This window comes from Photobacterium sp. GJ3 (assembly GCF_018199995.1).
Classification (GTDB): Bacteria; Pseudomonadota; Gammaproteobacteria; order Enterobacterales; family Vibrionaceae; genus Photobacterium.
Map to the genome: position 1 here is coordinate 3,176,015 of NZ_CP073578.1, position 23,760 is coordinate 3,199,774.

The window sequence follows — 23,760 nt, forward strand, 5'->3', positions numbered from 1 at the left end:
TGAATTGGACGCTGAATGACCGCCGACACCTCCCGCAGCACTCTGGGCGTGCTGATGATCATCAAAAATGAAGCCAAGCATCTGGCAGCCTGTCTGGATACCGTCGCAGGCTGGGTTGACGAAATTGTCATTGTCGACTCAGGCAGTACAGATGAATCCGAACAGATTGCGCGCCGCTACACCGATCAATTTTACGCTTATGAAGACTGGCCGGGATTTGGCCTGCAGCGTCAGCGTGCACAGAATCACATGACCACAGATTGGGTGCTGGTGCTGGATGCTGATGAGCGCGTCACACCTGAACTCAAAGCTGATATTCAGGCTGCATTGAAAGCCAATCCAACCAAAACAGCGTACCGGCTGAATCGTCTGAGCGACGCCTTCGGGAAAACCATTCGCCATTCCGGCTGGTCGCCAGACTGGGTCGTTCGCCTGTATCGTCGGGAAGAAGCCCGCTATAACGATGCACTGGTACACGAAAAAGTGCTGACCAATGGGCTGGAGATTCGTCCGCTGAAAGGCCGTTTGCTCCATGACACCTATGACAATCTGCACCATTATCTCAATAAAACCACCAAGTATCTGAAAGCCTGGACGGATGAGCGGGAAGGCCGAAAAAAAGCCGGCTTAGGCACCGCCCTGCTCCATGCGCTGGCCAGCTTCCTGAAAATGTATATTCTCAAACGCGGCTTTCTGGATGGTCGGCACGGGTTTATTCTGGCGTGGTTGACCATGCACACCACATTTATCAAATACATTGATCTCTGGCTGAGGGAATATCAGCAAAGGAATTCCAAATGAAAGCGTCACTGATCATCACCACATACAACTGGAAAGAAGCACTCAGTGTCGTCCTGGACAGTATCAGACAGCAAAGTGTCCTGCCGGGAGAAGTCATCATTGCCGATGACGGCTCCCGTGAAGATACCCAGGCGCTGATTGCAGCGGCGGCATCAGATTTTCCAGTTCCCCTGATCCACAGCTGGCAGCCCGATGATGGCTTCCGGGCAGCGGAAAGCCGAAACCGGGCCATGGCCAAAGCACAGTTTGAGTATCTCATCATCATTGATGGAGATATGGTTCTGCCTCAACACTTTGTCGCTGCGCATCTTCGTCACGCCAAACCCGGACAATTTATTCAGGGCGGTCGTGTGCTCCTGAACGAGGCTTGCAGCCAGAAAGTCATTGCATCGAAAAAACTGCCTTACTGGTTCGCGTCCGGGCTGAAAAATCGGCACAACACACTGCAATGCCCTAAGTTAAGCCGCGCTTTTTCCAGAATCTCCAATACGGATAAATCCACCCGGAGCTGCAATATGTCTTTCTGGCGGGCGGATATCCTGCGAATCAATGGGTTTAATAATGATTTTGTCGGCTGGGGACGCGAGGACAGCGAATTTGTCCATCGGCTGCTGAATCTGGGCCTGAACCGCTTATATCTGAAATTTTCAGGTGCTGGCTATCATTTGTACCATGCTGAAAATACAAGAGCCTCGCTGGCGAAAAACGACGAAATTCTGGAGAACACCGTCCGTCAGAAGCTGACCCGCTGCGACAATGGTATTGATAAATTTATGGATGAAAACGCATGACAACCCGAGTCATTTACCCCGGCACATTTGACCCGATCACCAACGGCCATCAGGATCTGATAGAACGCGCCGCAGCCATGTTCGACCAAGTCGTCGTGGGCATTGCCTTCAGTCCAAGCAAGAAGCCGTTGTTCGACCTGCAGGAGCGTGTAGATCTGGCGAAAGCCGTCACCAGCCACCTGAACAACGTCGACGTCGTTGGCTTTTCCGGGTTACTGGTCGATTTTGCCCGCGAACAGCAAGCCAACATTCTGGTGCGTGGCCTGCGCGCGGTTTCCGACTTCGAATACGAATTCCAGCTCGCGAACATGAACCGACGCCTGATGCCGGAGCTGGAAACCGTGTTCCTGACACCCGCCGAAGAGAACTCGTTTATCTCATCGACCATCGTCAAAGAAGTTGCCCTGCACAAAGGTCAGGTCGATCAGTTTGTCCACCCGACGGTGGCTCAGGCCCTGAAAGCCAAGCTCGCAAAATAAGTGAATGATGGCGGACAGGATGTCATCCGGCCGCCACTTTTCCGCCAGCCTTCTGCCCGTAATAATCCAGATACCACGCCACAAATTTTTGCACGCCTTCAGGCACACTCACTTGAGGGTGAAACCCGGTCGCTTCAAATAAATCTTGGGTATCTGCATAGGTTGCGTAAACATCACCCGGTTGCATCGGCAGGTATCGTTTCATGGCTTCACGACCCAGCGCCTGCTCCAGCGCCGTAATAAAGTCCATCAGTTGAACTGGCTGACCATGTCCGAGATTGTACACTCGATAAGGTGCAGCGCTGGTCGCTGGCGTGCCGTTTTCCACCCGCCAGTTCGGATCCTCCGTCGGAATGTGATCCTGTATGCGCACCACCCCTTCCACAATATCATCGATGTAAGTGAAGTCGCGCAGCATGTCTCCGTGGTTGAAGACATCAATCGGCTCTCCGGAAAGAATCGCCGACGTAAACTTAAACAAGGCCATATCCGGACGTCCCCAGGGGCCGTAGACGGTAAAGAAGCGTAGCCCTGTTGTCGGAATGCCATACAGATGAGAATAGGTGTGTGCCATCAGTTCATTGGCTTTTTTGGTCGCGGCGTATAAAGAAACCGGATGGTCGACGCTGTCGGATGTTGACAGCGGGAGCTTGCGGTTGAGCCCATAAACAGAGCTGGAGGAAGCATAGACCAGATGCTCAATCTGATGACGGCGGCAGCCTTCCAGAATGGTCAGATGGCCGTTGAGATTACTGTCGGCATACGCCATGGGGTTTTCAAGGGAATAACGAACACCGGCCTGTGCGGCCAAGTGGATCACCCGATCAAACCGATGCATCAAAAATAACCGGGCAATGGCTTCCCGGTCGGCCAGATCGCAATCAAGCACCAATAAACTCGGATGCGCAATTTGCTGCACCCTTGCCTGTTTCAACCGGACATCATAATAGTGATTGAAGTTATCAATCCCGACCACATCATGGCCCATCTGGCACAGACGCTGTGCCACCGCACTGCCAATAAAACCAGCCACACCCGTTATCAGATAACGCATGCTCACCCCCATTGGAGGCTGCGATGGCCTCCTTACCATTCCCCAAAGAATTCCGAAGTGAGGCCTGACTAATCTTATATTTATCTAAAAATGTTGGCACTCACTACAATAGACTGTAGCACGCTGCCCGATTTTGACCTCATTGAGTTCCGTACCACACCGGGGGCAAGGTTTGCCTGCCTTCCCGTACACTTGCAGCTCCTGTGCAAAATAACCGGGTTTGCCGTCACTTTGTTTAAAATCCTTCAGTGTGGTTCCGCCCTGCGTAATCGCCTGAGCAAGCACCTGTTTGATGTCTGCCACCAGCCGGGTCAGCCGCGCCGGAGATAATGAACCCGCCGGGGCCTGAGGATGGATCCCTGCAGCGAACAAAGATTCATTGGCATAGATGTTGCCCACCCCCACAACAACCTGATTGTCCATAATGAACTGCTTCACCACAGTCCGCTTCCCTTTGGCTTTATCAATCAGATAATCCGCATGAAAGACTTCACTCAGCGGCTCAGGTCCGAGCTTACTCAGCACCGGGTGTTCCGTGTCCCGCGCCTGCCACAGCCAGGCGCCAAAACGACGCGGATCGTTGTAACGCAACACTTCACCACTGGCGAGTAAAACATCCACATGATCGTGTTTGGCTGGCGGGATCTCTGTCGGCAAGATACGCAGGCTGCCCGACATCCCTAAGTGAATGATGGCAAAACCAGCATCGGTTTCCAGCAGCAGATATTTCGCACGGCGCTCAACCCCGCGAATCATCTGCCCTTCAAGTAATTTCAATTCTGCGGGGATCGGCCAGCGCAGGCTCGGATTCCGCACCGTCACCCGAGTCACGGTCTGACCCACGACATGCGGGGTGATCCCCATCCGGCTGACTTCAACTTCAGGTAATTCAGGCATGTTTTCTCAGACTTCTTGATTGAGGGGAAATACTTTAAAGCGACGGGAACAGATAATCCGGTGCAACGGTCACCGCCAGCCAGTCGCCCTGCCAGTTTTGCAGCAGCCAGAATTGTGGCAGCTGATAAACCGTCAGACGATAAGGTTCTTCATGATCAGCCAGCCAGACTTCAACACTGCGCGGCGCGGTCAATTGCTCACTGAGCTGATTGAAGGTGCCCGAATCAACTTGAGTCCCTGCCAACTCCGCCCAGTGCGAAACCAGAACTGCAGGATCGCCGTTCATGACAGGCTCTGCCTGCCATTGGCCAGCGCTTTGCGTGAAAGCAACATTGGGTAAGGCCAGCCGGGTCACCCGGGCATCCGGGGGAGCAGCCGCACCAGGCCAGCAGTATTCGCCGCTTGCGGTTCATGACCGGCCATCCGCTCTTTCAGCAATGGCGGTAACTGGATGATTGCAACAAAAAGCAACACCCCGATAATGATGATGTTATTCCATCCTTTCCGTGACAATTTCATGCCGTCCTCTCCGCAATACACGTCAGTGATGGTAGCCCGCTTGCGGGCGATAGCCAAGCCACCTCAAACGGCAGCCATAAAAAAACCCAGCCTTGGCTGGGTTTTTATCAAAAAGCAAAAGGAACCAATTACTTGATTTTTGCTTCTTTGTACATAACGTGCTTACGGACAACTGGATCAAATTTCTTGATCTCAAATTTGCCTGGCATGTTACGCTTGTTTTTGTCGGTAGTGTAGAAGTGACCGGTGCCGGCAGATGATACCAGACGGATCTTCTCACGAATGCCTTTAGCCATTGTTTAGAATCCTCTTAAACCTTCTCGCCGCGAGCACGCATTTCAGACAGAACGGTATCGATACCTTTCTTATCAATGATACGCATGCCTTTCGCAGAAAGGCGTAGTTTAACGAAGCGTTTTTCGCTTTCTACCCAGAAACGATGAGTTTGCAGGTTCGGCAGAAAACGACGCTTGGTGGCATTACGTGCGTGTGAACGGTTGTTACCCGTTACAGGACGCTTACCAGTTACTTGGCATACTCGGGACATTACTGTCTTCTCCAAATCGTTTCAGCTCGATATCAACCGCGATTAACCGAACGCAAGAAGCATTCCATCTAACCGAAGCTATCAAAGGTCGCGCATTATACTAAGTCAAAACCAGTTGCTCAAGTCCCGAGCAGATCCTTTCTTGTCTTTTTGATCAATTTCGGCCTACTTTATAGCCAACCTCGTTCAGCAAAAGAAACCACTTCACCATCACCAACAACGAAGTGATCGAGGATCCGAATGTCCACCAGGGCCAGCGCATCGCTGATCCTCCGCGTAATTCGCCGATCGGCCTGACTTGGCTCCGCCACGCCTGAGGGGTGATTATGCGCTAAAATCACCGCCGCTGCATTAAGTTCCAGCGATCTTTTTACCACTTCGCGCGGATAAACACTCGCGGCGTCAATGGTTCCCTCAAACATCACCTCCCCCTCAATAACCCGATGCTGATTATCCAGAAATAAAATATAAAAAACTTCCCGGTGGCGATCCCGAAGCACCTGGCTGAGATATCGGCGAGTCGCCTCCGGGCTGGTCATGGCTTCCCCTTTTTTCAGTTGCTCAGACAAATACCGTAAACTCATCTCCAGTACCGCCTGCAATTGCACATACTTGGCAGGCCCCAACCCTTTATGCAGGCAAAACGTTTTATGATCTGCGGCCAGCAAGGCCCGTAAGGAGCCGAATTCTTCCAGTAAACGTCCTGCCAGCTCCACCACATTCAGGCCGGGAAGCCCGGTCCGCAGAAAAATGGCCAGCAATTCGGCATCCGATAATGCGCCAGCACCGCGTTGTAACAGCTTTTCCCTCGGCCGCGCTTCCTGCGGCAAATGCTTCAAAACCATCCTGTCTTCACCTCATGTTTATTTTGCCTCAGCAGAATGGAGTCTCAGCCGCATGGCAAAGCACTCGCACCGAAAATGCGACACTCCTGACACGTCTGACATCATGTTTCACACCGCCAGACAGGGTCTGTCGAGCCACGCCCCGGCGAGAAGGTGAGTTCGGACACAGAAAGCGTCATTTTTCTGGTGACTTAAGCGATGAATCTCTTCGGCTTTGGTGATATCGTGTTGCCAGTTTTTTCAGGAATCAGGCAATCGGATGAAAACACTGGCAGGAAAAAAAATACTTCTGGGGATCAGCGGTGGCATTGCAGCCTATAAGTGCGCCGAGTTGACCCGGCGACTGATTGAACGCGGCGCTGAAGTCCGTATCGTCATGACCCCGGCCGCCAAAGAATTCATTACACCGCTCACCCTGCAAGCCGTGTCGGGACAGCCGGTTGCCGAAAGCCTGCTGGATCCGGCTGCAGAAGCGTCGATGGGACATATTGAATTGGCAAAATGGGCCGATTTAGTCCTGCTGGCACCTGCCACAGCCGATCTGATTGCCCGCTTGCGCGCTGGTATGGGCAATGACCTGCTGACCACGCTGTGCCTGGCCACCCATGCACCGATTGCCGTTGCACCGGCGATGAACCAGCAGATGTACCGCCAGCCAGCCACTCAGGAAAACCTGACCGCACTGGCCAACTGGGGTCATCACATCTGGGGCCCAGCCAGCGGTGAGCAAGCCTGTGGCGATGTCGGCCCGGGCCGGATGCTGGAACCCATGGCGCTGGTCCATGAAGTCGAACATTTTTTTCAGCCGGACGATCTGGCTGGCCTCCGTATCGCCGTCACCGCAGGCCCGACACGGGAAGCACTGGATCCGGTACGCTATCTGACCAATCACAGCTCAGGCAAAATGGGATTCGCCATTGCTGCCGCGGCGGCGGCACGGGGCGCTCAGGTGACCCTGATCAGCGGGCCGGTTTCCCTGCCAACCCCGGCAGGGGTCACCCGGATTGATGTCGAGAGCGCCGTGGAGATGCATCAGACGGCCATGACGCAGGCGACCTGTCACGATATCTTTATCGGTTGCGCTGCCGTTGCGGATTTCCGGGCAGCAGAAGTGGCTGCACAGAAAATGAAGAAACAATCCGGGAAAGACGAACTGATCCTGAAGCTGGTGAAGAATCCGGATATCATCGCCGATGTCGCTGCACTGACGGAACAACGGCCGTTCACGGTCGGATTCGCAGCCGAAACGCAGGATGTGGCCCACTACGCTCAGGATAAACTGCAACGGAAGAACCTTGATTTGATCTGTGCCAATGACGTTGCTCAGCAAGGCCATGGATTCAATAGTGAGACCAACGCCCTCCACCTGTATTGGAAGACAGGTGACAAGGCTTTGCCGCTCACAGATAAGGTTTCACTCGGACGCCAGTTAATCGGCGAAATCATCCACTGCTACCGACAACAATCCTGACCCCGGCCCATCCAACCGCCGGGGGGTGACCCCATACACCGCATCACAGGCTTTTTTGGCAGCCAGCTCTCAAGCTGACACTCTGGCTGCCGATAGAGATAACACTGCCGGATTCAGACACTTTCCATGCCCTGTTTGCATGGCTAAGATACTCAGGTTTTTCTGTCCGGACACAGTCTTACATCGAAAAGGAACGGTTATTCATGGCTGGCAATAAAAAAAACAACCGCCGCGAAGAAATCTTGCAGGCTTTGGCTGAAATGCTGGAATCTAACCAGGGCAGCCAACGCATTACCACCGCGAAACTGGCCGCTCAGGTCGGTGTTTCAGAAGCGGCCCTGTATCGCCACTTTCCCAGCAAGGCCCGTATGTTTGAAGGCCTGATTGAGTTTATTGAAGATTCAATTACCACACGCATCAACCGGATCCTGGATGACGAAAAAGACACCATGACCCGACTACGTATGGTGCTGCAACTGCTGCTGGTATTCGCAGAGCGCAACCCTGGCCTGACCCGGATTATGACCGGCCATGCCCTGATGTTTGAACAGGACCGGCTGCAATCGCGTATCAACCAACTATTTGAGCGGATTGAAACCCAGCTGCGCCAGATTCTGCGCGAGCGTAAACTCCGTGAAGGCCGTGGCTTCCCGATTGACGAAAATGTTCTGTCTGCCCAGCTGTTGGGTCAGGTCGAAGGCAGCTTTAACCGCTATGTGCGCTCCAGTTTCCGCCATAAGCCGAATGACAATTTCGATGCTTACTGGGATCTACTGACCAATCAGTTGAGCTAATACCAATCGCAGTCAATCACTGGTCATCCTAGCTTGTTCAAATGTTCGATCACTGCGTTAGATTTTTTGATTGTAGAATGACTACTGATCTAAAAAATCTGCCTTGTTCTCAAACATTTTTCCTGCGCTATTTTTGATCACTGACTGACTTTGATTGGTATAACTTTCTCTCTTCCCTTTTCAGCTCGACGACCCGATCACCAAACGATCAAAAAAGGCTGGCATCGCTGCCAGCCCTTCGTGGTTCGTGCTGAAAGGGATTAGATCCCGTATTCAGCCCGGTATGCTTTCACCGCTTCCAGATGGGTTTCCATGCCGTCCTGCGCTTCCAGATAGCTGACGACATCACCCAGCGACACAATGGAAATGACAGCACAGCCAAAATCGCGTTCCACTTCCTGAATTGCCGACAGCTCGCCCTTGCCTTTTTCCTGACGGTCAATGGCCACCAGCACACCGGCCAGATCCGCACCATGGGCCTGGATGATTTCCATCGACTCACGAATCGCCGTGCCTGCGGTGATCACATCATCGACCAGCATGATACGCCCTGCCAGCGGGCTGCCGACCAGATTGCCGCCTTCGCCATGATCCTTGGCTTCCTTCCGGTTAAAACAGTAAGGCGTATCAACCTCATGATGGTCTGCCAGCGCGACCGCCGTGGTGGTCGCAATCGGAATGCCTTTGTAGGCCGGGCCAAAGAGCACATCAAACGCGATGCCGGAATCCGCCAGCGCCGCCGCATAAAAGCGCCCCAGACGCGCCAGATCACGGCCGGTGTTGAACAGACCGGCATTGAAAAAGTACGGGCTCTTCCGGCCAGATTTCAGGGTGAACTCACCAAACTTCAGAACACCTTTTTCCAATGCAAATTCAATAAACTGGCGTTGATATGCTTTCATTGTTTCTCCTCAAGCGGTTAATCGCATCACCGGCCGGATTCAGTTTCCGGCCGGCAAACCTGCAGATCCATGGGCTACAGGCAAAAAAAAGCGGCTCCAACAGGAACCGCTCCAAAAACATTAACTTTCCAGCGATGCCTGCTGGACTTTGATGATCTCTGCAATGCCGTCTTTCGCCAACGACAGCATGGCCATCAATTCTTCGGTACTGAAGGCTTCCCCTTCGGCCGTGCCCTGAATCTCAATGATTTTGCCTTCCCGGTTCATGATCACATTCATGTCGGTTTCGGCATTGGAATCTTCGGCATAATCCAGATCGCAAACGGCAGTGCCTTCATAAATTCCCACCGAGACCGCAGCAATGGTGGTTTTCAGCGGGTTTTTCTTCAGCAGGCCTTTTTCCATCATCACCTGGATCGCATCGGTCAGCGCAACCATCGCACCGGTAATCGAAGCCGTGCGCGTTCCGCCATCCGCCTGAATCACATCACAGTCGACCGTGATCATCTGCTCGCCCAGCACTTCCAGATCAACCGCTGCACGCAGGCTGCGGGCAATCAGGCGCTGAATTTCCAGTGTGCGCCCACCCTGTTTCCCATTGGCCGCCTCACGACGATTCCGGGAATGTGTCGCACGGGGCAGCATGCCGTATTCTGCCGTGACCCAGCCCTGGCCTTTGCCTTTCAGCCAGCGCGGCACGCTTTCTTCAACACTGGCGGTACAAATCACCTTGGTGTCGCCGAATTCAACCAGCACCGAGCCTTCGGCATGGGCTGTGAAATGACGGGTAATGGTAATCGGGCGAACTTGACTGGCACTTCTTCCGCTTGGACGCATCGGGCTTCACCTTGGTTGCTATTATGAGCTGGAACCGGACCACCGGAGGGCGGCCTGACATTAACCGGCGATTATAGCCAGATCTCCCCGCCCTTGCATCCCCGAACTTGCCTTCCCGCTGCGGATCAATTTCCATTATTCGTACTGGCACGTATAATCAAGCCATCATTTCTTAAGGGCCGATAGCCAATGATTCACAGCATGACCGCCTATGCCCGTCGCGAAGTAAAAGGCGACTGGGGCAGCGCCGTTTGGGAAATCCGTTCGGTAAACCAACGATATCTGGAAACTTACCTGCGCCTGCCTGAGCAGTTCCGCAGCCTGGAACCTGTGCTGCGCGAGCGTTTTCGTCAGCGTCTGGCACGCGGCAAGGTGGAATGCAGCCTGCGCTTTGAAGCCAACCCGGCTGCCAGCACAGAACTGCGCATCAATGAATCTTTAGCCAAGCAGGTGATCAAAGCCGCCAGCTGGGTGAAAGAAGCCGCCGGTGAAGGCAATATCGGCCCGTTTCAGGTGCTGAACTGGCCGGGCGTGATGGAAACGCCGGAGCAGGATATGGACGCCATCAATCAGGAACTGCTGACCGCATTTGACGGTGCAGTCGACGACTTCATCGCGGCCCGTGCCAGCGAAGGCGCCAATATGAAAGACCTGATCGACCAGCGTCTGGATGCCATCACAGCAGAAGCCACCAAAGTGCGCGCGCTGATGCCGGAAGTGATGCAATGGCAACGCGAGCGGATTCTGAACCGTCTGGAAGAAGCCAAGATCGAGCTGGACGCGAACCGCGTAGAACAGGAACTGATCCTGCTGGCCCAGAAGAGCGATGTCGCTGAAGAGCTGGACCGTCTCGATTCCCATGTGAAAGAAACGCACAAAATTCTGAAAAAAGGCGGCGCCTGTGGCCGACGTCTGGACTTCATGATGCAGGAATTCAACCGCGAATCGAACACTCTCGCCTCTAAGTCCATCAACACAGAGATCACCGCCTCAGCCGTTGAACTCAAAGTGCTGATCGAACAGATGCGCGAGCAGATCCAGAATATTGAATAATTTTCTCTTGTTTTCCAAAGCTTTCCAATGTTCACCAAAGCCCTGATTTATCAGGGCTTTTTATTTCCATTCTGTTCTTGTACGTTTCAATCTGTTTCATCCAAGCGGTGAGTTAACTGGTGAGTAATGCCTCGCTATACTTGCATCAAATGGTGAGTATTAGGAGGCACAATGGCATCTATGACAGCAAAGCAGGTGGCCGCACTTGCAAAATCAGATGAACCAATTAGAAAGTCCGACGGAAAAGGACTCTACTTTGTCGTTCCAGATTCAGGAGCGCCCTATTGGGCCCTTCGATATAGTGGAAATGGCAAACGTAAACAAATGACTCTGGGGCAGTACCCTGGTATGTCATTGGCCGATGCAAGATCAGAAGTCGAAGTGTTTAAACGTGACTTAAGGCAAGGAGTAGATCCCCTCATTGCAAAACAGCGTCAAAAGTGGACTGGTATCATATCGGTCGATGTGAAGTGGTCAATGAAAATTGGCCACAGTTTTGTATTCTTGCCAGTACCTTCATTCTGACTCGTTTGGTGTTAGACCACCGTTGTACTGATGCGGCCTGACCTGGCTGTAATAGCCAATAATGTATTCGGTAATTTCAGTTTTAGCTTCACTGAAGCTCCTGTAGCCTATTTCAGGTATCCATTCGCTCTTGAAGCTTTTAAAGAACCGCTCCATAGGACTATTATCCCAGCAATTACCTCGACGACTTAGGCTCTGAGTGATTTGGAAACGCCAAAGCTGCTGGCGATATTTTCTGCTTGTATAATGACATCCCTGGTCTGAGTGAAACATCACGCCATTAGGGCGCCTTCTTGATTCGAACGCCATTGAAAGTGCTTTACATGTCAAAGCGCTGTCAGGCGACAATGACATTGCCCAGCCAATGGGCTTCCTGGAAAAAAGATCAATAACAACAGCTAAATAGCACCATCTGTTACCAGCCCACACGTACGTCACATCGCCACACCACACTTGATTAGGCTGAGTTACTGCAAATTGACGGTCAAGCCTGTTGGGAATTTCTAGGTGCTCTCGCTCTGCTTTTTTGTAAGCGTGTTTGGGGAGCTGGCAACTGGTCATATTCAACTTTTTCATGAAGTTACGTGCGCGATAGCGACTCAGATGTACTCATCTGGCCGTGACTATTTCCGCTATTGTGCGGGCGCCCGCTGAACCGCGACTATCATTGTGCACCTGCCGAATTTCAGCTATTAAGCGTACATCTTGGGTTAATAAGTCCTTTTTAGGGCGCTCAACCCAGTATTTAAAGCTGCTGCGATGGATCCCGAACACGTTGCAAAGCAGCTTGACTGAATGGCTCTTCTTAAGCTTCTCGACTATCGAGAATTGTTCAGGGAGTCCGACATTAAGAGAGCCGTAGCCTAATGGGATGGTCTGCTCCCCCCGAACTTCTTATGCTGAATGTAGGGCTGATGAAGGAGATATATGATGACCAACTCAAACGTGTACATTTATGGTATCGACCTGGGCAAAAACTGTTTTCACATGATTGCGATGGATAAGCAGGGACACATTCTCTCCAGACAAAAGCTAACTCGAAGCCAAATGAAAGAGTTTGTCATCAATACGCCGCCAACAACCGTGTGTTTTGAAGCATGCCCTGGCTCTCAGTATTGGGGGCGCATGTTTGCTGATGCTGGCTTTGAAGTGAAGATAATCCCGGCACAGTTTGTAAAACCTTACTTGAAATCAAATAAGAACGACTTCAATGACGCCGCTGCGATTGCCGAAGCTGGTAGTCGTGGCTCTATGCGCTGTGTGCCATTAAAAACTGATGAACAGCTTGCGTTGCAGGCAACACACCGAGTCCGACAGAGATTTATTACGGAACGAACAGCTGTTGTTAATCAGATGCGCGCACTTTTGTTGGAATACGGGATAACAGTACCTGTAGGACGGAAGGTATTTGAGCGAGCCCTTCCAAGTATTTTGGAAGATGCTGACAATGGATTGCCAGATTTCATGCGTGCGTTAGTTTTTCGTTTACGAGAACGCTGGCAGTACCTTGATGTTCAGATAGACGAGATGAGTGAATTATTGAAACAGGCGGCAATCGCGTCCGAACAATGCAAGTTGATAAGCACAGTACCCGGCATCGGCCCAATCGTATCAACGGCTTTGATTGCGGCTGTTGGCAGCGGAAACCAGTTCAAACGAGCAAGGGATATGTCAGCCTGGTTGGGGTTGGTACCGAAGCAATATTCGACCGGAGGAAAGTCTAACCTCGGGAGCATCAGTAAACGAGGTAACACCTACTTACGAACGTTGGTTGTCCAAGGAGCAAAAGCATTGAAAATTCACATGAATCGAGAGCAGTCTTCCCTTGGGAAGTGGATTGGCAGACTGGAGGCCTCACATCATCACCATGTGGTTCTTATTGCGCTGGCAAACAAACTCATTCGTATCTGCTGGAAGGTATTAACCTCTGGTCGAGAATATCAGGCATACCCGAGCACGGTATAAAGCATCCACTACAACAATAGCTATCCTATGTTTTGCGGAAGAAAACTGATGAAAGAAGCGTTCATCCCACATCACTGAAGCCTGGCTAAAAAAGCAGTCTATTGTGACTGAAAGCTTTATTAGGACGGTGATGTGCGGATCCCATCAAGGCCAGAGCACAAAGATTGCTCGCGAATAGGCCGGATACATTGACGCAAACGACTTCTGAAATCGAACTTCTCTTGCAATTCAGGAGCAGACCATACATTTTTCAAGATTTCCTTTTCTTCTTCAATGGTAACCGTTCACCAGTAGGTAATTGACTTTGGTCTACAGGCTCAGAACGTTTGGATATGGCTGACGCGCAGTGACCGCCTGTACGCTCTCTGTTAGTACAGACAAGCTTGATAGCCCACGTTTCTTGCAGGTTTCTACCAACGTGTGCATTCGGCCTCTGAACTTATCACCCGCATCTGAGGTGGTACCAAAGCTGATTTTGCGTTGAATGACGCTGCCACGTATTCGCCGTTCAGCTTCATTGTTGGTAAGCGGGATGGATTCATGTTTCAGGAACAGCCACAAGTTTTGCCGATGCTGCTCCAGCTTTTTACAGCGACCTTTATACCTTTGAACCACAATCGACCGGCCTTTCTCAAGCCAGTAGTCGAACGCTTTTTGAAGCCTGAGCATCCGACGGATGTATCGCTTATGGCACAGCTCATTCTCTTCGAAGCGATGACGCGTTCTGAAGATAGCGCAGGTGATAAGAGTCAGAGCCCGGCCAACTCTGGCGGAAAAACGTCCGCCACTGTAATCAGCGATTTGCTGCAGGTTTCGCTTAATATGGGACCAGCAGAGCTGGCGTTGGCCCTGTGGTATCTAGTTGTAACTCGGACACTGGTCACTGACGACAACACCGGAATATTCATCGCCCAGGATAACCTTCGCTGAGTGACTTGAACGTGAGTACAGGATTTTCTCGTAAACCAGGTCGTCACTGGTCGCCAGCCAGCACCAACGCAGGCTGGATTCATCGTTTCTCGGATGAGAGGTTTCATCGATATGTACCAGAGGTGCTTTTTGGATGCCGTCCCGAATAGCCTGATGTAGAGGAGTCAGCATTGAAGCAACTTTGGTTTGTGCTTCACTGATGGTTCCGATGGAGAATGTGGTGCCCAGTTGCTCTTTGAGCAGAGACTGGATTTTACGGACACTCAGGTGATACTGCCCGGCCAGAACGGCTGTATAGCTGAGCAGGTTTGGCCCCATGATGCCTTGCGGCGTTCCTTCCGGTAAGCGGGCTCTGTTCACTTTTTGGCAATGTTGGCATTGCCCTGAGTAAAGCTGGTATTCCGTAATATCTACGCAGGGCTTCGGTATTTCATGGACTTGGTGACGATAAAAGGGTTTCTTGTGATAAACCATCTCCGATTCACCACAGCAAGGGCAACAGGCATCAGGCCAGCACTCAACAACCGAGTCTGTTTCCTTCAGCGTTGAGAGTTGTCGTTGATGCCCTGTGTGACCCGGTTTAGCTCCTCTCGAATTGCGACCACCAGAGCTTTGAGCTTTTTTCGTTCAGCCCGTTCTTTGGGTCCATCGGATGAAGGCGGCTTTGAAGAATTGGAGCAACTGGTCTTGAGTTTATCTTCATATTCACGAAGCTGCGCCCACAACTCTTCAATGAGTGCGTTCGCTTCGTTGATATCTGAGGCAACAGGTGGGTGTGCTGCAAATTTGGATTTTTTCTTTTTCATGCTTTTAGCATGAAGCCTCAAAAGGATCACTCAACAGGCAAATGTAGATCCAGTGCTGTTAGTCACACTTTATAGGCTGTCAATGGGGGGACTGGTGAACGGTTACCTTCAATGCGTTGGATCTTTTTCTTCAGCGCCTTGATTTCGAGCTGTTCAGGTGTCATTGGTGTTCCAGTTGGTGCAATGCCGTTCCGCTCTTCTTTGAGTTGGCGAATCCATTTATCCTTGGTTGATTTGCCAACATTCATTGCTTCAGCTGCTTCTTTCACCGTGTAATTCTGGTCGAGGACTAGTTGTGCGGCCCCATGCTTGAATTCAGGACTAAATCTTCTTCTTGTTTGCTTGGTCATTGTGTCACCTGATAAGAGGTGATGATATCACCTCTTATCAGGTGGCCAAATTCACCGTACCACTACAATGACTGATATCTCTATAAGAGTCATTGATTTCTCGTATGGTAACCCCTCGTTCGGCTGGCATTCTGACTAACAATTTCTAATATTTGATTTAGCAATCTGAGGGTTGGCAAGTTTCCCTTGAACTGGGCATATAATTTATATAAATTATATAAATTATATGCCACAGATGACTCACTATGGATGATCAAACTATTTTCAATAAAATCCGGGAAGCCCTAGAACGTGCTCCAAGGAATCATTACACGCTCGAACTGCATCTTCAAATGCTGAAATATGCTGATGATCTTAACCACATAACCGCAAAGGAGTTCTGTGAAGGAGTTCGCATCAGAGAAAGTTTAGGGACGGAATTTTCTAAGATGCGTAATCTTACTCCAAGATTGAAAGCTGCTGGTTTAGTAACAGATCTAATTTAACCAGAATGAATAAAACAAAAAGGTAATCAGCATTAAATGAAGCTTTATTATAAAACTGAACTTGGAAAACTCTATCTAGGTGACTCTTTGGAGACACTGAACGAGGACGATATAAATAATTACAAAGGGAAGGTTAATTTAATAATTACTTCCCCACCGTTCCCATTAAATAATAAGAAGAAATACGGCAATGAGATTGGGGATGCTTATCGTGAATGGTTTAGAAAACTAACACCAATATTCAATCAGCTCCTCGCTGAGGATGGCTCACTTGTTATTGAGATTGGGAATGCTTGGGAGCCTGAGAGACCTGTTCAGTCTACTTTACACTTAGAGTGCCTTTTTGAAATGACTAAGCAGGAAAACTCCGAGTTACGACTAATCCAAGAGTTTATTTGTTATAACCCTGCCAAACTTCCCTCACCTGCTCAGTGGGTTACAGTAAATCGCTGGCGAACTGTTGACAGCTATACTCATGTTTGGTGGTTGGCAAAAACAGATTTTCCCAAAGCAGATAACCGTAAGGTCTTACGTCCTTATAGCAAAAGTATGAAAAAGCTTTTAGAACGCCAGAGCTACAATGCAGGCGTAAGACCTTCAGAACATAAAATTAGTGAAACAGGGTTTCTGAAAGACCATGGTGGCAGCATTTGCCATAACTTCTTTGAGATGGAACCTTTAGACGAGTCGCGAGAAGTTCGTCTACCACATAATGTAATGTCTTTCTCAAATGTGTCATCAAATGACTTCTTTACAAAGAAGTGCAAAGAGCTAGGTATTACACCTCACCCAGCAAGAATGAACAAAGGTATTGTAAACTTCTTTATAGAATTTCTAACTGATGAAAATGATATAGTTTTTGATCCCTTTGGCGGTAGTAATACATCTGGATTTTGTGCTGAGTTGAAAAATAGAAAATGGTTGTCTATTGAAGCGGACTGTAAGTACGCAGAACAATCAAAAATCAGATTTGAAGACCCTGACTTAAAAAGGAAATAATATGAATTTGAACGAAGCTTTATCGACGGATTTGTTAAAGGAAGGCAAAAACAAAGAACAGTTTGTTGGGCGCCCGTTCTATTTGTCATATGACATAGTGAGGTTGTTAGTCTGTGATGCTTGGAAGGCTCAGGTAAAAGGTATTCCAGCTGGTTGTTTCCTTCTAGCATTTTACGATGGTGAGGACGGTGTTGAAGAAGCTGTGCTATTGAGAGCTCTTTCACAGACAAAGTTACCGACTGATAACGATGTAATATCATCAATGATCGAATATTATAAAGATAATTTAGATATATCTGGTCGAGCTGGCAGTGTAAAAGGAGGAAAGCTAGATGAGTTCACGCGATACGAGTTTAGTTTTTCAGGGCTTGAATGTCGCGTTCTTGGCGTATTTTATCGAAACCAAAATGGGAAAATAGAGTTCGGCGCTGATCTTGAAAACTTCTATTCGGCTAACAATTATAGTGTTTACAAAGCAAGTGGTGATGTCCTTGAATTCATTGTAAATCAGAGGGATGATGATGGTTTAGCTGGTCAAGACTCTGATTTTAAAATTGGTAGTGTCAGATATTCTTCCAGCCGCAGGCACCAAACACAAGAACAAGATGTTGGTGTATGGGTAAATCCTAAAGACTTTTTAGGTAAGAGATCTGCGATGTTTGGTATGACTCGTACTGGTAAGTCTAATACCGTAAAGAAAATCATAGAAGCTACCGAGGAAATATCGGCAAAAGCCAAAACGGAACTTCTTACTGCCCCTGTTGATACATTGGAGTTTTCTGCTTCCGGTAGCCCTACATTCCCTGTCGGCCAAATTATATTTGATGTTAATGGTGAATACGCCAATGCTAATAGACAAGATTCGGGAACAGCTATTTATGATCTATATAAAAATAAAGTAGTTAGATATAGTGTTTTGGAGAAAGGTGATAATTTCAAGGTAATGAAGGTTAACTTCTTTAAAGATATTGAAAGTGGTTTTAGCCTGATATCTAGTTATCTTCAAGAGCAATCAATAGGTGGGGACTATGTTAATAACTTTACTGCAGCTAATTTTGAAACACCAGAAAGCACTAATGTAAATGGATCTGAATGGACTAGACACAATAGGTTAATTGCTGCATATAAATGCTGCCTGTATAGAGCTGGCTTCAAGGTTCCTCAGGGTTTAAAGGTAAAATTCACTGGAGCAGCTGAGATAAACAGCACTATTCTTGAGGAAAAAGTACTAGACCCAAAACAAGGCTTAACTCTGGAAGAGGCATGTACTTGGTTTGAAAGAGCTTGGGAACAATACGACGAATTAAGTTTTTTTAGGGATTATATAAACAAAAAAGGATATGAATGGGCAAATGATGACTTGAAGTCTATGATGGTTTTCTTATCTACATATAAATCACCAGGGAAAAAGAATCAAGTCAGTGGTTACAAAAAGATTCGTGTAAAGCAGCTGCACAATTTGCATACAATAAGTATGGATGAATCATTTGAAGTTGAAATTCCTAAGCTATTGCAAGAAGGTAAGATTGTTATTGTTGATTTGTCTCAGGGGGAACCTGTCGTACAAAGGCTTTTTTCGGAGAAAATATGCCGTTCCGTCTTTAATATTTCCATGGATAGATTTATAAAAAATCTTCCTAACAATTTCATTCAGTTTTACTTTGAAGAGGCCCATAACCTATTCCCCAAAAAGGATGATAAAGACCTCAGTCAAATATATAATAGGATCGCAAAGGAAGGAGCAAAACTTCACTTGGGAATGATATATGCGACACAAGAAGTGAGTTCAATTAGTTCTAATATTTTAAAAAACACACAAAATTGGTTTATCGCTCATCTTAATAATATTGATGAAACAAGAGAGTTAGAGAAATATTATGATTTCAAGGATTTTACACAATCATTAGTTCGCTTCTCTGCCACAAATGACAAGGGATTTGTGAGAATGAAAACCTACACAAACCCATTTATTGTTCCTGTTCAGATTGATAGATTCTTGGCGAATAGGGGAATGTGATGAGCTACAGTTCAAAGGGAAATCGTCCATTTGAATGGGCCAGTAAGTCACAACATTCTCATGTGATAAACGATCCGTATGTTCAGAGTTTGATGAAAAGATGTAAGTTTCCATCTACTAATGAGGAGGCAGAGAATGATGTTAGAGACTTTGCTTTTGATATAGAAACAGGTTCTTATCGCAATATAACAACTATTATTGCGGTAGATGGTGGATACTCTGAAGTAACAGTGCGAAAAAACTATCCCAGTTCTAAGGTTGCATTTTTTCAGTTTGGTGGTTTAGAGTTTAGTCTCGATGATTTGAAGCAATTGGGCGAGTCACCATTTATTCACCCAGAAAAAATGGAAAAATTTAAAAAGTTAGAACGTTTTAAGCTTGCAATACCAACAAAAGCAACCTCTTTAGACTCTTTATCAATGATCGACTCGGTAAGAATTCCATTAATTGAGTTCTTTAATGAGATTCGTGATGAAAAAAAATATATAGATACCTTAAAGTGGCTTGTCTTTCATGAGTTTAAGAATAAAGGTATTGGAAATGATGAGTCTTTGAAGAATATCACTTTTGGAAGCTTGCCAAAAAGAAATGATAAAGTATTTAAAGATATAGAAATAGAAAAGTCAGAGATTGACTCTAGTGGATATTTCGAATACGACGGTGAAAAGTTCAATCTTATTGACATACTAAGGTTTCATGAGGTTGTAGATGAAGAACTTGGTGCTAGTGGTATTTTAGGTTATCTAACAAATGTTATAGAGCACATAATTATAGTTCATTGCATCAAAGAAATTGTCACTAGAAAACCTTCTTTTTTGAGGCGCTTCCTCTTTATTAAAGATGGACCTCTTGGTTTCTTTGGTCAAACAGCTAAGTTGCATAAAGATATGAGGGAATTATGTAATATTTATACTCGGGAATATTCGTTAAAGTTGGTTGGGTTAGAAAAGTCAGGCTCTTTTGTTGAACATGCAGAGCATATATCTTCAGGAGAAAATGCTTGCCTTAAAAAGGGTCAAGTCCTACCGCTGTTTAATAATTATATTTATAAACATATTCTACCTGGACCATCTACAGAGGAAGAACTAGACAAACTTTCGCCATACGCATCAACATCATATTATAGTGGAAAGTTGATTTATCGTAGTCAAACAGATCGAACTTGGGTATTAACTATTCCAATACATGACAGTAACGAAGTAAAAGTATTGAATAGAAATTCGTTCTCAAATCTTGATGAAATTCTAAATGTAGTGGATTACTTAAAATGTGATATGTACGAGAATTCTATTGTGCCTATTGCTTTGGTAAATCAGCTAGTATCTCTCGCGAATCACCCTTCTTCCAAGATGTTGGAGAAATTTGCTATCCAATCTATGAGTGAGTAGATTTTCACATCTAATTAAAAATAGAGGCGTGCTATATACGGCGCCTCTATTTCAAACGAATTTACATTCATACTATAGTTTTATTCCTCTTTGATACATGTACGTAGCCACTATTACTTGATCTTGTTTTGTCCAAAAAGGGCAGTTTGGCGTGCCATTTATCCCTCTATTACCTGAGAAAATATTAGCTCAAAGAGAGTAGAGATAAATGAGGTGTAGTGGCACACTAAGTTTGGCCACCTGATAAGAGGTGATATCATCATCTCGCATAATTACAGGTGACAAAATGACTAAGAATTCACTGTAAACCTCCCCTAATTAGTTACATGCATAATTAGAGTTTTCAGCCTGAGAATGTCGTGCCAGAAGATCATTCAGTGAGTCATGAGGCCGCTCTTCGTTATATTCACGTACCCAGTTTTCTGTTAATTCTCGAATCTCGGTCAGTGATTTGAACACATACATGTTCAGGATTTCATCGCGATATGTGCGATTGAAGCGCTCAACATATGAGTTCTGAGTTGGTGTTCCTGGCTGTATAAATTCAAGTTGGATATAGTGTTCTTCAGCCCAATCAGCAAGCACGGTAGAAATAAACTCAGGGTCATTATCCATACGAAACTTTTTGGGATAACCCCGCCAGGCAACGACTCGCTCTAATACCCGAATGACTCGTTTGGCCGGTAAGCTGAGGTCAATTTCAATCGCCAATGCTTCGCGATTGAAGTCATCAACGAGATTGAATGTCCTGAAGCGCCGGCCACAGAACAGACTATCGCTCATAAAATCCATAGACCAACAATAATTGGCTGTGGCAGGTACGGATAGTGGCTCAGGGCAGCGTGTTGGCAAACGTTTTTTGCCTCGCTGCCGTTTGTTCAAATTAAGGTCGCAATACAGACGATAGACTCGTTTGTGATTCCACTGATGTCCCCAACGGCGCAGGATTTTGAACAGCTTACTGAAACCATAAGCGGGGTATTGTTCAACTGCTTCCTGCAGTTTCAGAATAACATGATCATTCCTATTGGTATCCGGCTGATAACGATACACAGAGTCACTGATGCCAACAGCGCGACAGGCCATACGAAGGCTTACTCCATGCTCTTTCCGGGCATAGTCGACAAGCTCCCGCCTGATCGCTGGCTTTACAGCTTTTTTTCTATGATGTCTTTCAGAATACGGTGTTCAAGGCTGAGATCAGCGGACATAGATTTCAGTCGCCTGTTCTCGTCTTCAAGCTCTTTTAAGCGCCTGATATCTGAAGACTCCATGCCACCGTACTTGGTTTTCCAGTTATAATACGTGGCATCCGAGATACCGTACTCTCGACAGACTTCCTTAACCAGTCTGCCTGCTTCTACTCCTTTCAAAATCTTGACGATTTGAGTTTCCGTATAGCGAGATTTCTTCATTATTAGTTCTCCATGATGTCCTAGTATAGGCGGGAGGACTCTAATTGCATATGCACCTAGTTTGAGGGAGGTTTACAGGGCGCCACAGCTGCTCACTCACAATCGGCCGCGCAGTCCGCCGCCACCGATACCCCGTAGCTGACCCGCACCGATATTGGGACGATTGATCGTGCCGCGCTGGATAGCCGGACGGTTCGTGCGAATCGTTGCGCGATCGACAGGTCCCTGCGCTCGCCGGGTTTGCAATTGTTGCTGCACACGCTGCTGGGTTTCCGGCGGCAGGCTTTGCCATTTGCTGTCCAGCTGTGCTTTCACGGCAGGCAGATTACCGGCAATATCTCCCGGATTGCCCTGCCAATCACTGATTCTATCTTTGATTTCCTGTTGTTTATCCGAATCCAGGCTCTGCCACCAGTCGCTGATCATGGCTTTGTACTCCCCGTCACCATGGCAGCAGTCCGGATAATAATGGTGCCAGTAATACAGATAATCGTCGTACCACCAATCTTCACTGTAGTGATATGCAGCAGGTCCGGCTGGCACTGTGCTGGTGCTGCCACACCCAGTCAGCATTAGTAAAGCGCTCAAAAAAGCCAAATGAATCGCTTTCATCTCAAACGTCACCTATCCATCAATCATGCATATCAACAGCTTATCACCCCCCGCTTGAGTTCGCTTGATTTCAGTCTGAGCCAGGCAATACATCACACAACAGATTAAATAAAAACCACTGATTTTTCAGTCAAATATCCAAATATGAACCGAACTCACGATATAAGCACGATTTTGCCGTCATTCATTTTTTTGTCATTTGCATAATGGTAAATTTGTGCTTGTTCACCAGAAGACACAGCGATGTAGCAACCCGCTCCTGAATTAAACCTATAAAAATGGCTGCTAAAGCAGTCACGGGGCGTCTTTGACCCGATTTATCACTGATAAATTAATTAATATATTCACATAAGCAGTCAAAATATGGATATTTCATTAATTGTAACCACCTATAACTGGCCGGAAGCTTTGAATAAAGTTCTGGAAAGTATCGAAAGACAGAGTCTGCTCCCCCGCGAAGTGATTATTGCCGATGATGGGTCCGGTCAGGATACCCGAGACGTCGTCCATTACTGGCAGCAGAAACTGAATATTCCGGTGATCCACAGCTGGCAGGAAGATGAAGGTTACCGGCTCTCCGCCAGCCGGAATAAAGCCATTGCCCGTGCCAATGGCGATTACCTGGTGATGATTGACGGCGACATGGTGCTGAATCAGCATTTTCTCCGCGATCATACCCAAATTGCTCAACCTGGCTTTTTTATTCAGGGCTGGCGAGTCCGACTGAATGAACAGGGGAACCAGCATGTGTTTGAACACGGCGTGATCCCTCATTGCCGCATGCAGGGCATTCTGGATTTTAAAAACCGCTGTTACGGACTCCGCCTGCCGTTGCTGAGAGCCCTGAGCCATGGTTCACCGACCTCAATTTCCGGCACCAAAGGCTGCAATATGGCGTTCTGGAAACAGGATGTGGTCGCCATTAACGGCTTTAATGAAGATTTCGTTGGCTGGGGCAAAGAAGACAACGAATTCGCGACCCGGATGATCAATCATGGCATTCGCCGAAAGCGCCTGCGTTTTGCTGCTGTGGCCTATCACCTCTATCACGATGAAAGCCCAAGGGATATGGTGGCCTGCAACCATGACATTCTGATGCAAACCAAAGAAAATCGTCTGGCCTTCTGCCACAACGGCCTGTCTCGTTATCAGGCTGGCTGATCACGCCGCTGCCTTATTTCGGCGCTTAACATTTTTTTGTGTGAGCGCCGCTACCAGATCAAGCATTTAGCCTTTTTCTGCCGTCAACTTTCGTATGACTTTATCCCTCGCATCTCC

25 protein-coding genes and 3 pseudogenes are annotated in these 23,760 nt (G+C 47.9%); 13 read left to right on the forward strand and 15 right to left on the reverse strand.

Annotated elements, in window-relative coordinates:
- Nucleotides 1–15: 15 nt before the first annotated feature.
- Genes KDD30_RS14755 through coaD form a run of 3 tightly spaced genes read left to right on the forward strand, consistent with a single transcriptional unit; the run spans nucleotide 16 to nucleotide 2,071 of the window.
- The gene (locus KDD30_RS14755; protein WP_211646506.1) at nucleotides 16–801 is read left to right on the forward strand and encodes a glycosyltransferase family 2 protein; all 786 of its coding nucleotides are present in this window, start codon (nucleotides 16–18) and stop codon (nucleotides 799–801) included.
- Nucleotides 798–1,592 (forward strand): glycosyltransferase family 2 protein, encoded by a 795-nt coding sequence (locus tag KDD30_RS14760; protein WP_211646507.1) that lies wholly within the window; start codon nucleotides 798–800, stop codon nucleotides 1,590–1,592. Before KDD30_RS14755 ends, KDD30_RS14760 begins: the two co-directional genes overlap by 4 nt.
- Nucleotides 1,589–2,071, forward strand: coding sequence for a pantetheine-phosphate adenylyltransferase (gene coaD / locus KDD30_RS14765; RefSeq protein ID WP_211646508.1), 483 nt, complete (start codon nucleotides 1,589–1,591; stop codon nucleotides 2,069–2,071). The genes KDD30_RS14760 and coaD overlap by 4 nt, the downstream gene beginning before the upstream one ends.
- A 22-nt stretch (nucleotides 2,072–2,093) precedes the next feature.
- Here coaD and KDD30_RS14770 read toward each other — a convergent pair whose 3' ends face one another.
- From KDD30_RS14770 to radC, 7 genes are all read right to left on the reverse strand, one after another.
- A complete protein-coding gene (locus tag KDD30_RS14770) occupies nucleotides 2,094–3,125 on the reverse strand; it encodes an NAD-dependent epimerase (RefSeq protein ID WP_211646509.1) in 1,032 nt (343 codons plus the stop codon).
- An 84-nt stretch (nucleotides 3,126–3,209) separates the two neighbouring features.
- A complete protein-coding gene (gene mutM, locus KDD30_RS14775) occupies nucleotides 3,210–4,022 on the reverse strand; it encodes a bifunctional DNA-formamidopyrimidine glycosylase/DNA-(apurinic or apyrimidinic site) lyase (RefSeq protein ID WP_211646510.1) in 813 nt (270 codons plus the stop codon).
- A gap of 34 nt (nucleotides 4,023–4,056) precedes the next feature.
- Nucleotides 4,057–4,377: a hypothetical protein gene (locus KDD30_RS14780; RefSeq protein ID WP_249199152.1), complete on the reverse strand. Its 321-nt coding sequence runs from the start codon at nucleotides 4,375–4,377 to the stop codon at nucleotides 4,057–4,059.
- Entirely contained in the window at nucleotides 4,374–4,541 is a 168-nt protein-coding gene (locus KDD30_RS24595; protein ID WP_249199153.1) for a hypothetical protein, read from the reverse strand. Before KDD30_RS24595 ends, KDD30_RS14780 begins: the two co-directional genes overlap by 4 nt.
- Before the next feature lie 128 nt (nucleotides 4,542–4,669).
- Nucleotides 4,670–4,837, reverse strand: coding sequence for a 50S ribosomal protein L33 (rpmG, locus tag KDD30_RS14785; protein WP_004405486.1), 168 nt, complete (start codon nucleotides 4,835–4,837; stop codon nucleotides 4,670–4,672).
- A 14-nt stretch (nucleotides 4,838–4,851) separates the two neighbouring features.
- On the reverse strand, nucleotides 4,852–5,088 hold the full coding sequence (gene rpmB, locus KDD30_RS14790) for a 50S ribosomal protein L28 (protein WP_036754752.1): 237 nt from the start codon (nucleotides 5,086–5,088) through the stop codon (nucleotides 4,852–4,854).
- A 170-nt stretch (nucleotides 5,089–5,258) separates the two neighbouring features.
- Entirely contained in the window at nucleotides 5,259–5,933 is a 675-nt protein-coding gene (gene radC, locus KDD30_RS14795; protein ID WP_211646511.1) for a DNA repair protein RadC, read from the reverse strand.
- Nucleotides 5,934–6,192: 259 nt separating this feature from the next.
- On the opposite strand from radC, the gene coaBC reads away from it, so the two are divergent.
- Nucleotides 6,193–7,404: a bifunctional phosphopantothenoylcysteine decarboxylase/phosphopantothenate--cysteine ligase CoaBC gene (gene coaBC / locus KDD30_RS14800; protein ID WP_211646512.1), complete on the forward strand. Its 1,212-nt coding sequence runs from the start codon at nucleotides 6,193–6,195 to the stop codon at nucleotides 7,402–7,404.
- Nucleotides 7,405–7,607: 203 nt separating this feature from the next.
- A complete protein-coding gene (gene slmA, locus KDD30_RS14805) occupies nucleotides 7,608–8,198 on the forward strand; it encodes a nucleoid occlusion factor SlmA (RefSeq protein ID WP_211646513.1) in 591 nt (196 codons plus the stop codon).
- A gap of 260 nt (nucleotides 8,199–8,458) precedes the next feature.
- On the opposite strand, the gene pyrE is transcribed toward slmA, so the two are convergent.
- Both pyrE and rph read right to left on the reverse strand, forming a co-directional pair.
- Nucleotides 8,459–9,100 (reverse strand): orotate phosphoribosyltransferase, encoded by a 642-nt coding sequence (pyrE, locus tag KDD30_RS14810; protein WP_211646514.1) that lies wholly within the window; start codon nucleotides 9,098–9,100, stop codon nucleotides 8,459–8,461.
- A 120-nt stretch (nucleotides 9,101–9,220) separates the two neighbouring features.
- Nucleotides 9,221–9,937, reverse strand: a complete 717-nt coding sequence (gene rph, locus KDD30_RS14815; RefSeq protein ID WP_211646515.1) for a ribonuclease PH — start codon at nucleotides 9,935–9,937, stop codon at nucleotides 9,221–9,223.
- Nucleotides 9,938–10,126: 189 nt separating this feature from the next.
- On the opposite strand from rph, the gene KDD30_RS14820 reads away from it, so the two are divergent.
- Nucleotides 10,127–10,990: a YicC/YloC family endoribonuclease gene (locus tag KDD30_RS14820; protein ID WP_211646516.1), complete on the forward strand. Its 864-nt coding sequence runs from the start codon at nucleotides 10,127–10,129 to the stop codon at nucleotides 10,988–10,990.
- A gap of 171 nt (nucleotides 10,991–11,161) precedes the next feature.
- Nucleotides 11,162–11,515: an Arm DNA-binding domain-containing protein gene (locus KDD30_RS14825; RefSeq protein WP_249199154.1), complete on the forward strand. Its 354-nt coding sequence runs from the start codon at nucleotides 11,162–11,164 to the stop codon at nucleotides 11,513–11,515.
- Here KDD30_RS14825 and KDD30_RS14830 read toward each other — a convergent pair.
- Nucleotides 11,507–12,379, reverse strand: a pseudogene (locus tag KDD30_RS14830) (IS3 family transposase); the annotation flags it as partial. The gene KDD30_RS14825 and the pseudogene KDD30_RS14830 overlap by 9 nt on opposite strands.
- 63 nt (nucleotides 12,380–12,442) lie before the next feature.
- On the opposite strand from KDD30_RS14830, the gene KDD30_RS14835 reads away from it, so the two are divergent.
- The gene (locus tag KDD30_RS14835) at nucleotides 12,443–13,480 is read left to right on the forward strand and encodes an IS110 family transposase (protein ID WP_249199155.1); all 1,038 of its coding nucleotides are present in this window, start codon (nucleotides 12,443–12,445) and stop codon (nucleotides 13,478–13,480) included.
- 309 nt (nucleotides 13,481–13,789) lie between these two features.
- Here the strand turns inward: KDD30_RS14835 and KDD30_RS14840 are convergent.
- The 3 genes and pseudogenes from KDD30_RS14840 to KDD30_RS14845 form a co-directional block, all read right to left on the reverse strand.
- A pseudogene (locus tag KDD30_RS14840) lies at nucleotides 13,790–14,953 on the reverse strand (IS66 family transposase).
- Complete coding sequence (locus KDD30_RS24880) at nucleotides 14,950–15,216, reverse strand: DUF6444 domain-containing protein (protein ID WP_031852812.1); 267 nt, start codon at nucleotides 15,214–15,216, stop codon at nucleotides 14,950–14,952. The pseudogene KDD30_RS14840 and the gene KDD30_RS24880 overlap by 4 nt, the downstream one beginning before the upstream one ends.
- A 107-nt stretch (nucleotides 15,217–15,323) precedes the next feature.
- Nucleotides 15,324–15,566, reverse strand: a pseudogene (locus KDD30_RS14845) (transposase); the annotation flags it as partial.
- Nucleotides 15,567–15,811: 245 nt separating this feature from the next.
- Here KDD30_RS14845 and KDD30_RS14850 point away from each other — a divergent pair.
- Genes KDD30_RS14850 through KDD30_RS14865 form a run of 4 tightly spaced genes read left to right on the forward strand, consistent with a single transcriptional unit; the run spans nucleotide 15,812 to nucleotide 20,455 of the window.
- Nucleotides 15,812–16,051 (forward strand): transcription factor, encoded by a 240-nt coding sequence (locus tag KDD30_RS14850; protein WP_211646518.1) that lies wholly within the window; start codon nucleotides 15,812–15,814, stop codon nucleotides 16,049–16,051.
- Nucleotides 16,052–16,087: 36 nt separating this feature from the next.
- On the forward strand, nucleotides 16,088–17,050 hold the full coding sequence (locus tag KDD30_RS14855) for a site-specific DNA-methyltransferase (protein ID WP_211646519.1): 963 nt from the start codon (nucleotides 16,088–16,090) through the stop codon (nucleotides 17,048–17,050).
- 1 nt (nucleotide 17,051) lies between these two features.
- Nucleotides 17,052–19,067: an ATP-binding protein gene (locus KDD30_RS14860; protein WP_211646520.1), complete on the forward strand. Its 2,016-nt coding sequence runs from the start codon at nucleotides 17,052–17,054 to the stop codon at nucleotides 19,065–19,067.
- Nucleotides 19,067–20,455: a hypothetical protein gene (locus tag KDD30_RS14865; RefSeq protein WP_211646521.1), complete on the forward strand. Its 1,389-nt coding sequence runs from the start codon at nucleotides 19,067–19,069 to the stop codon at nucleotides 20,453–20,455. Before KDD30_RS14860 ends, KDD30_RS14865 begins: the two co-directional genes overlap by 1 nt.
- Nucleotides 20,456–20,773: 318 nt before the next feature.
- Here KDD30_RS14865 and KDD30_RS14870 read toward each other — a convergent pair.
- Together KDD30_RS14870 and KDD30_RS14875 are read right to left on the reverse strand one after the other, a co-directional pair.
- A protein-coding gene (locus KDD30_RS14870; protein WP_371826049.1) for an IS3 family transposase occupies nucleotides 20,774–21,870 on the reverse strand; the annotation gives its coding sequence in 2 pieces (ribosomal slippage) (nucleotides 20,774–21,609 and nucleotides 21,609–21,870; 1,098 coding nt in all).
- A gap of 96 nt (nucleotides 21,871–21,966) precedes the next feature.
- Nucleotides 21,967–22,482, reverse strand: coding sequence for a hypothetical protein (locus KDD30_RS14875; RefSeq protein WP_211646522.1), 516 nt, complete (start codon nucleotides 22,480–22,482; stop codon nucleotides 21,967–21,969).
- Nucleotides 22,483–22,845: 363 nt separating this feature from the next.
- Here KDD30_RS14875 and KDD30_RS14880 point away from each other — a divergent pair, with 363 nt between their 5' ends.
- Nucleotides 22,846–23,643 (forward strand): glycosyltransferase family 2 protein, encoded by a 798-nt coding sequence (locus KDD30_RS14880; protein ID WP_211646523.1) that lies wholly within the window; start codon nucleotides 22,846–22,848, stop codon nucleotides 23,641–23,643.
- Nucleotides 23,644–23,760: the final 117 nt, after the last annotated feature.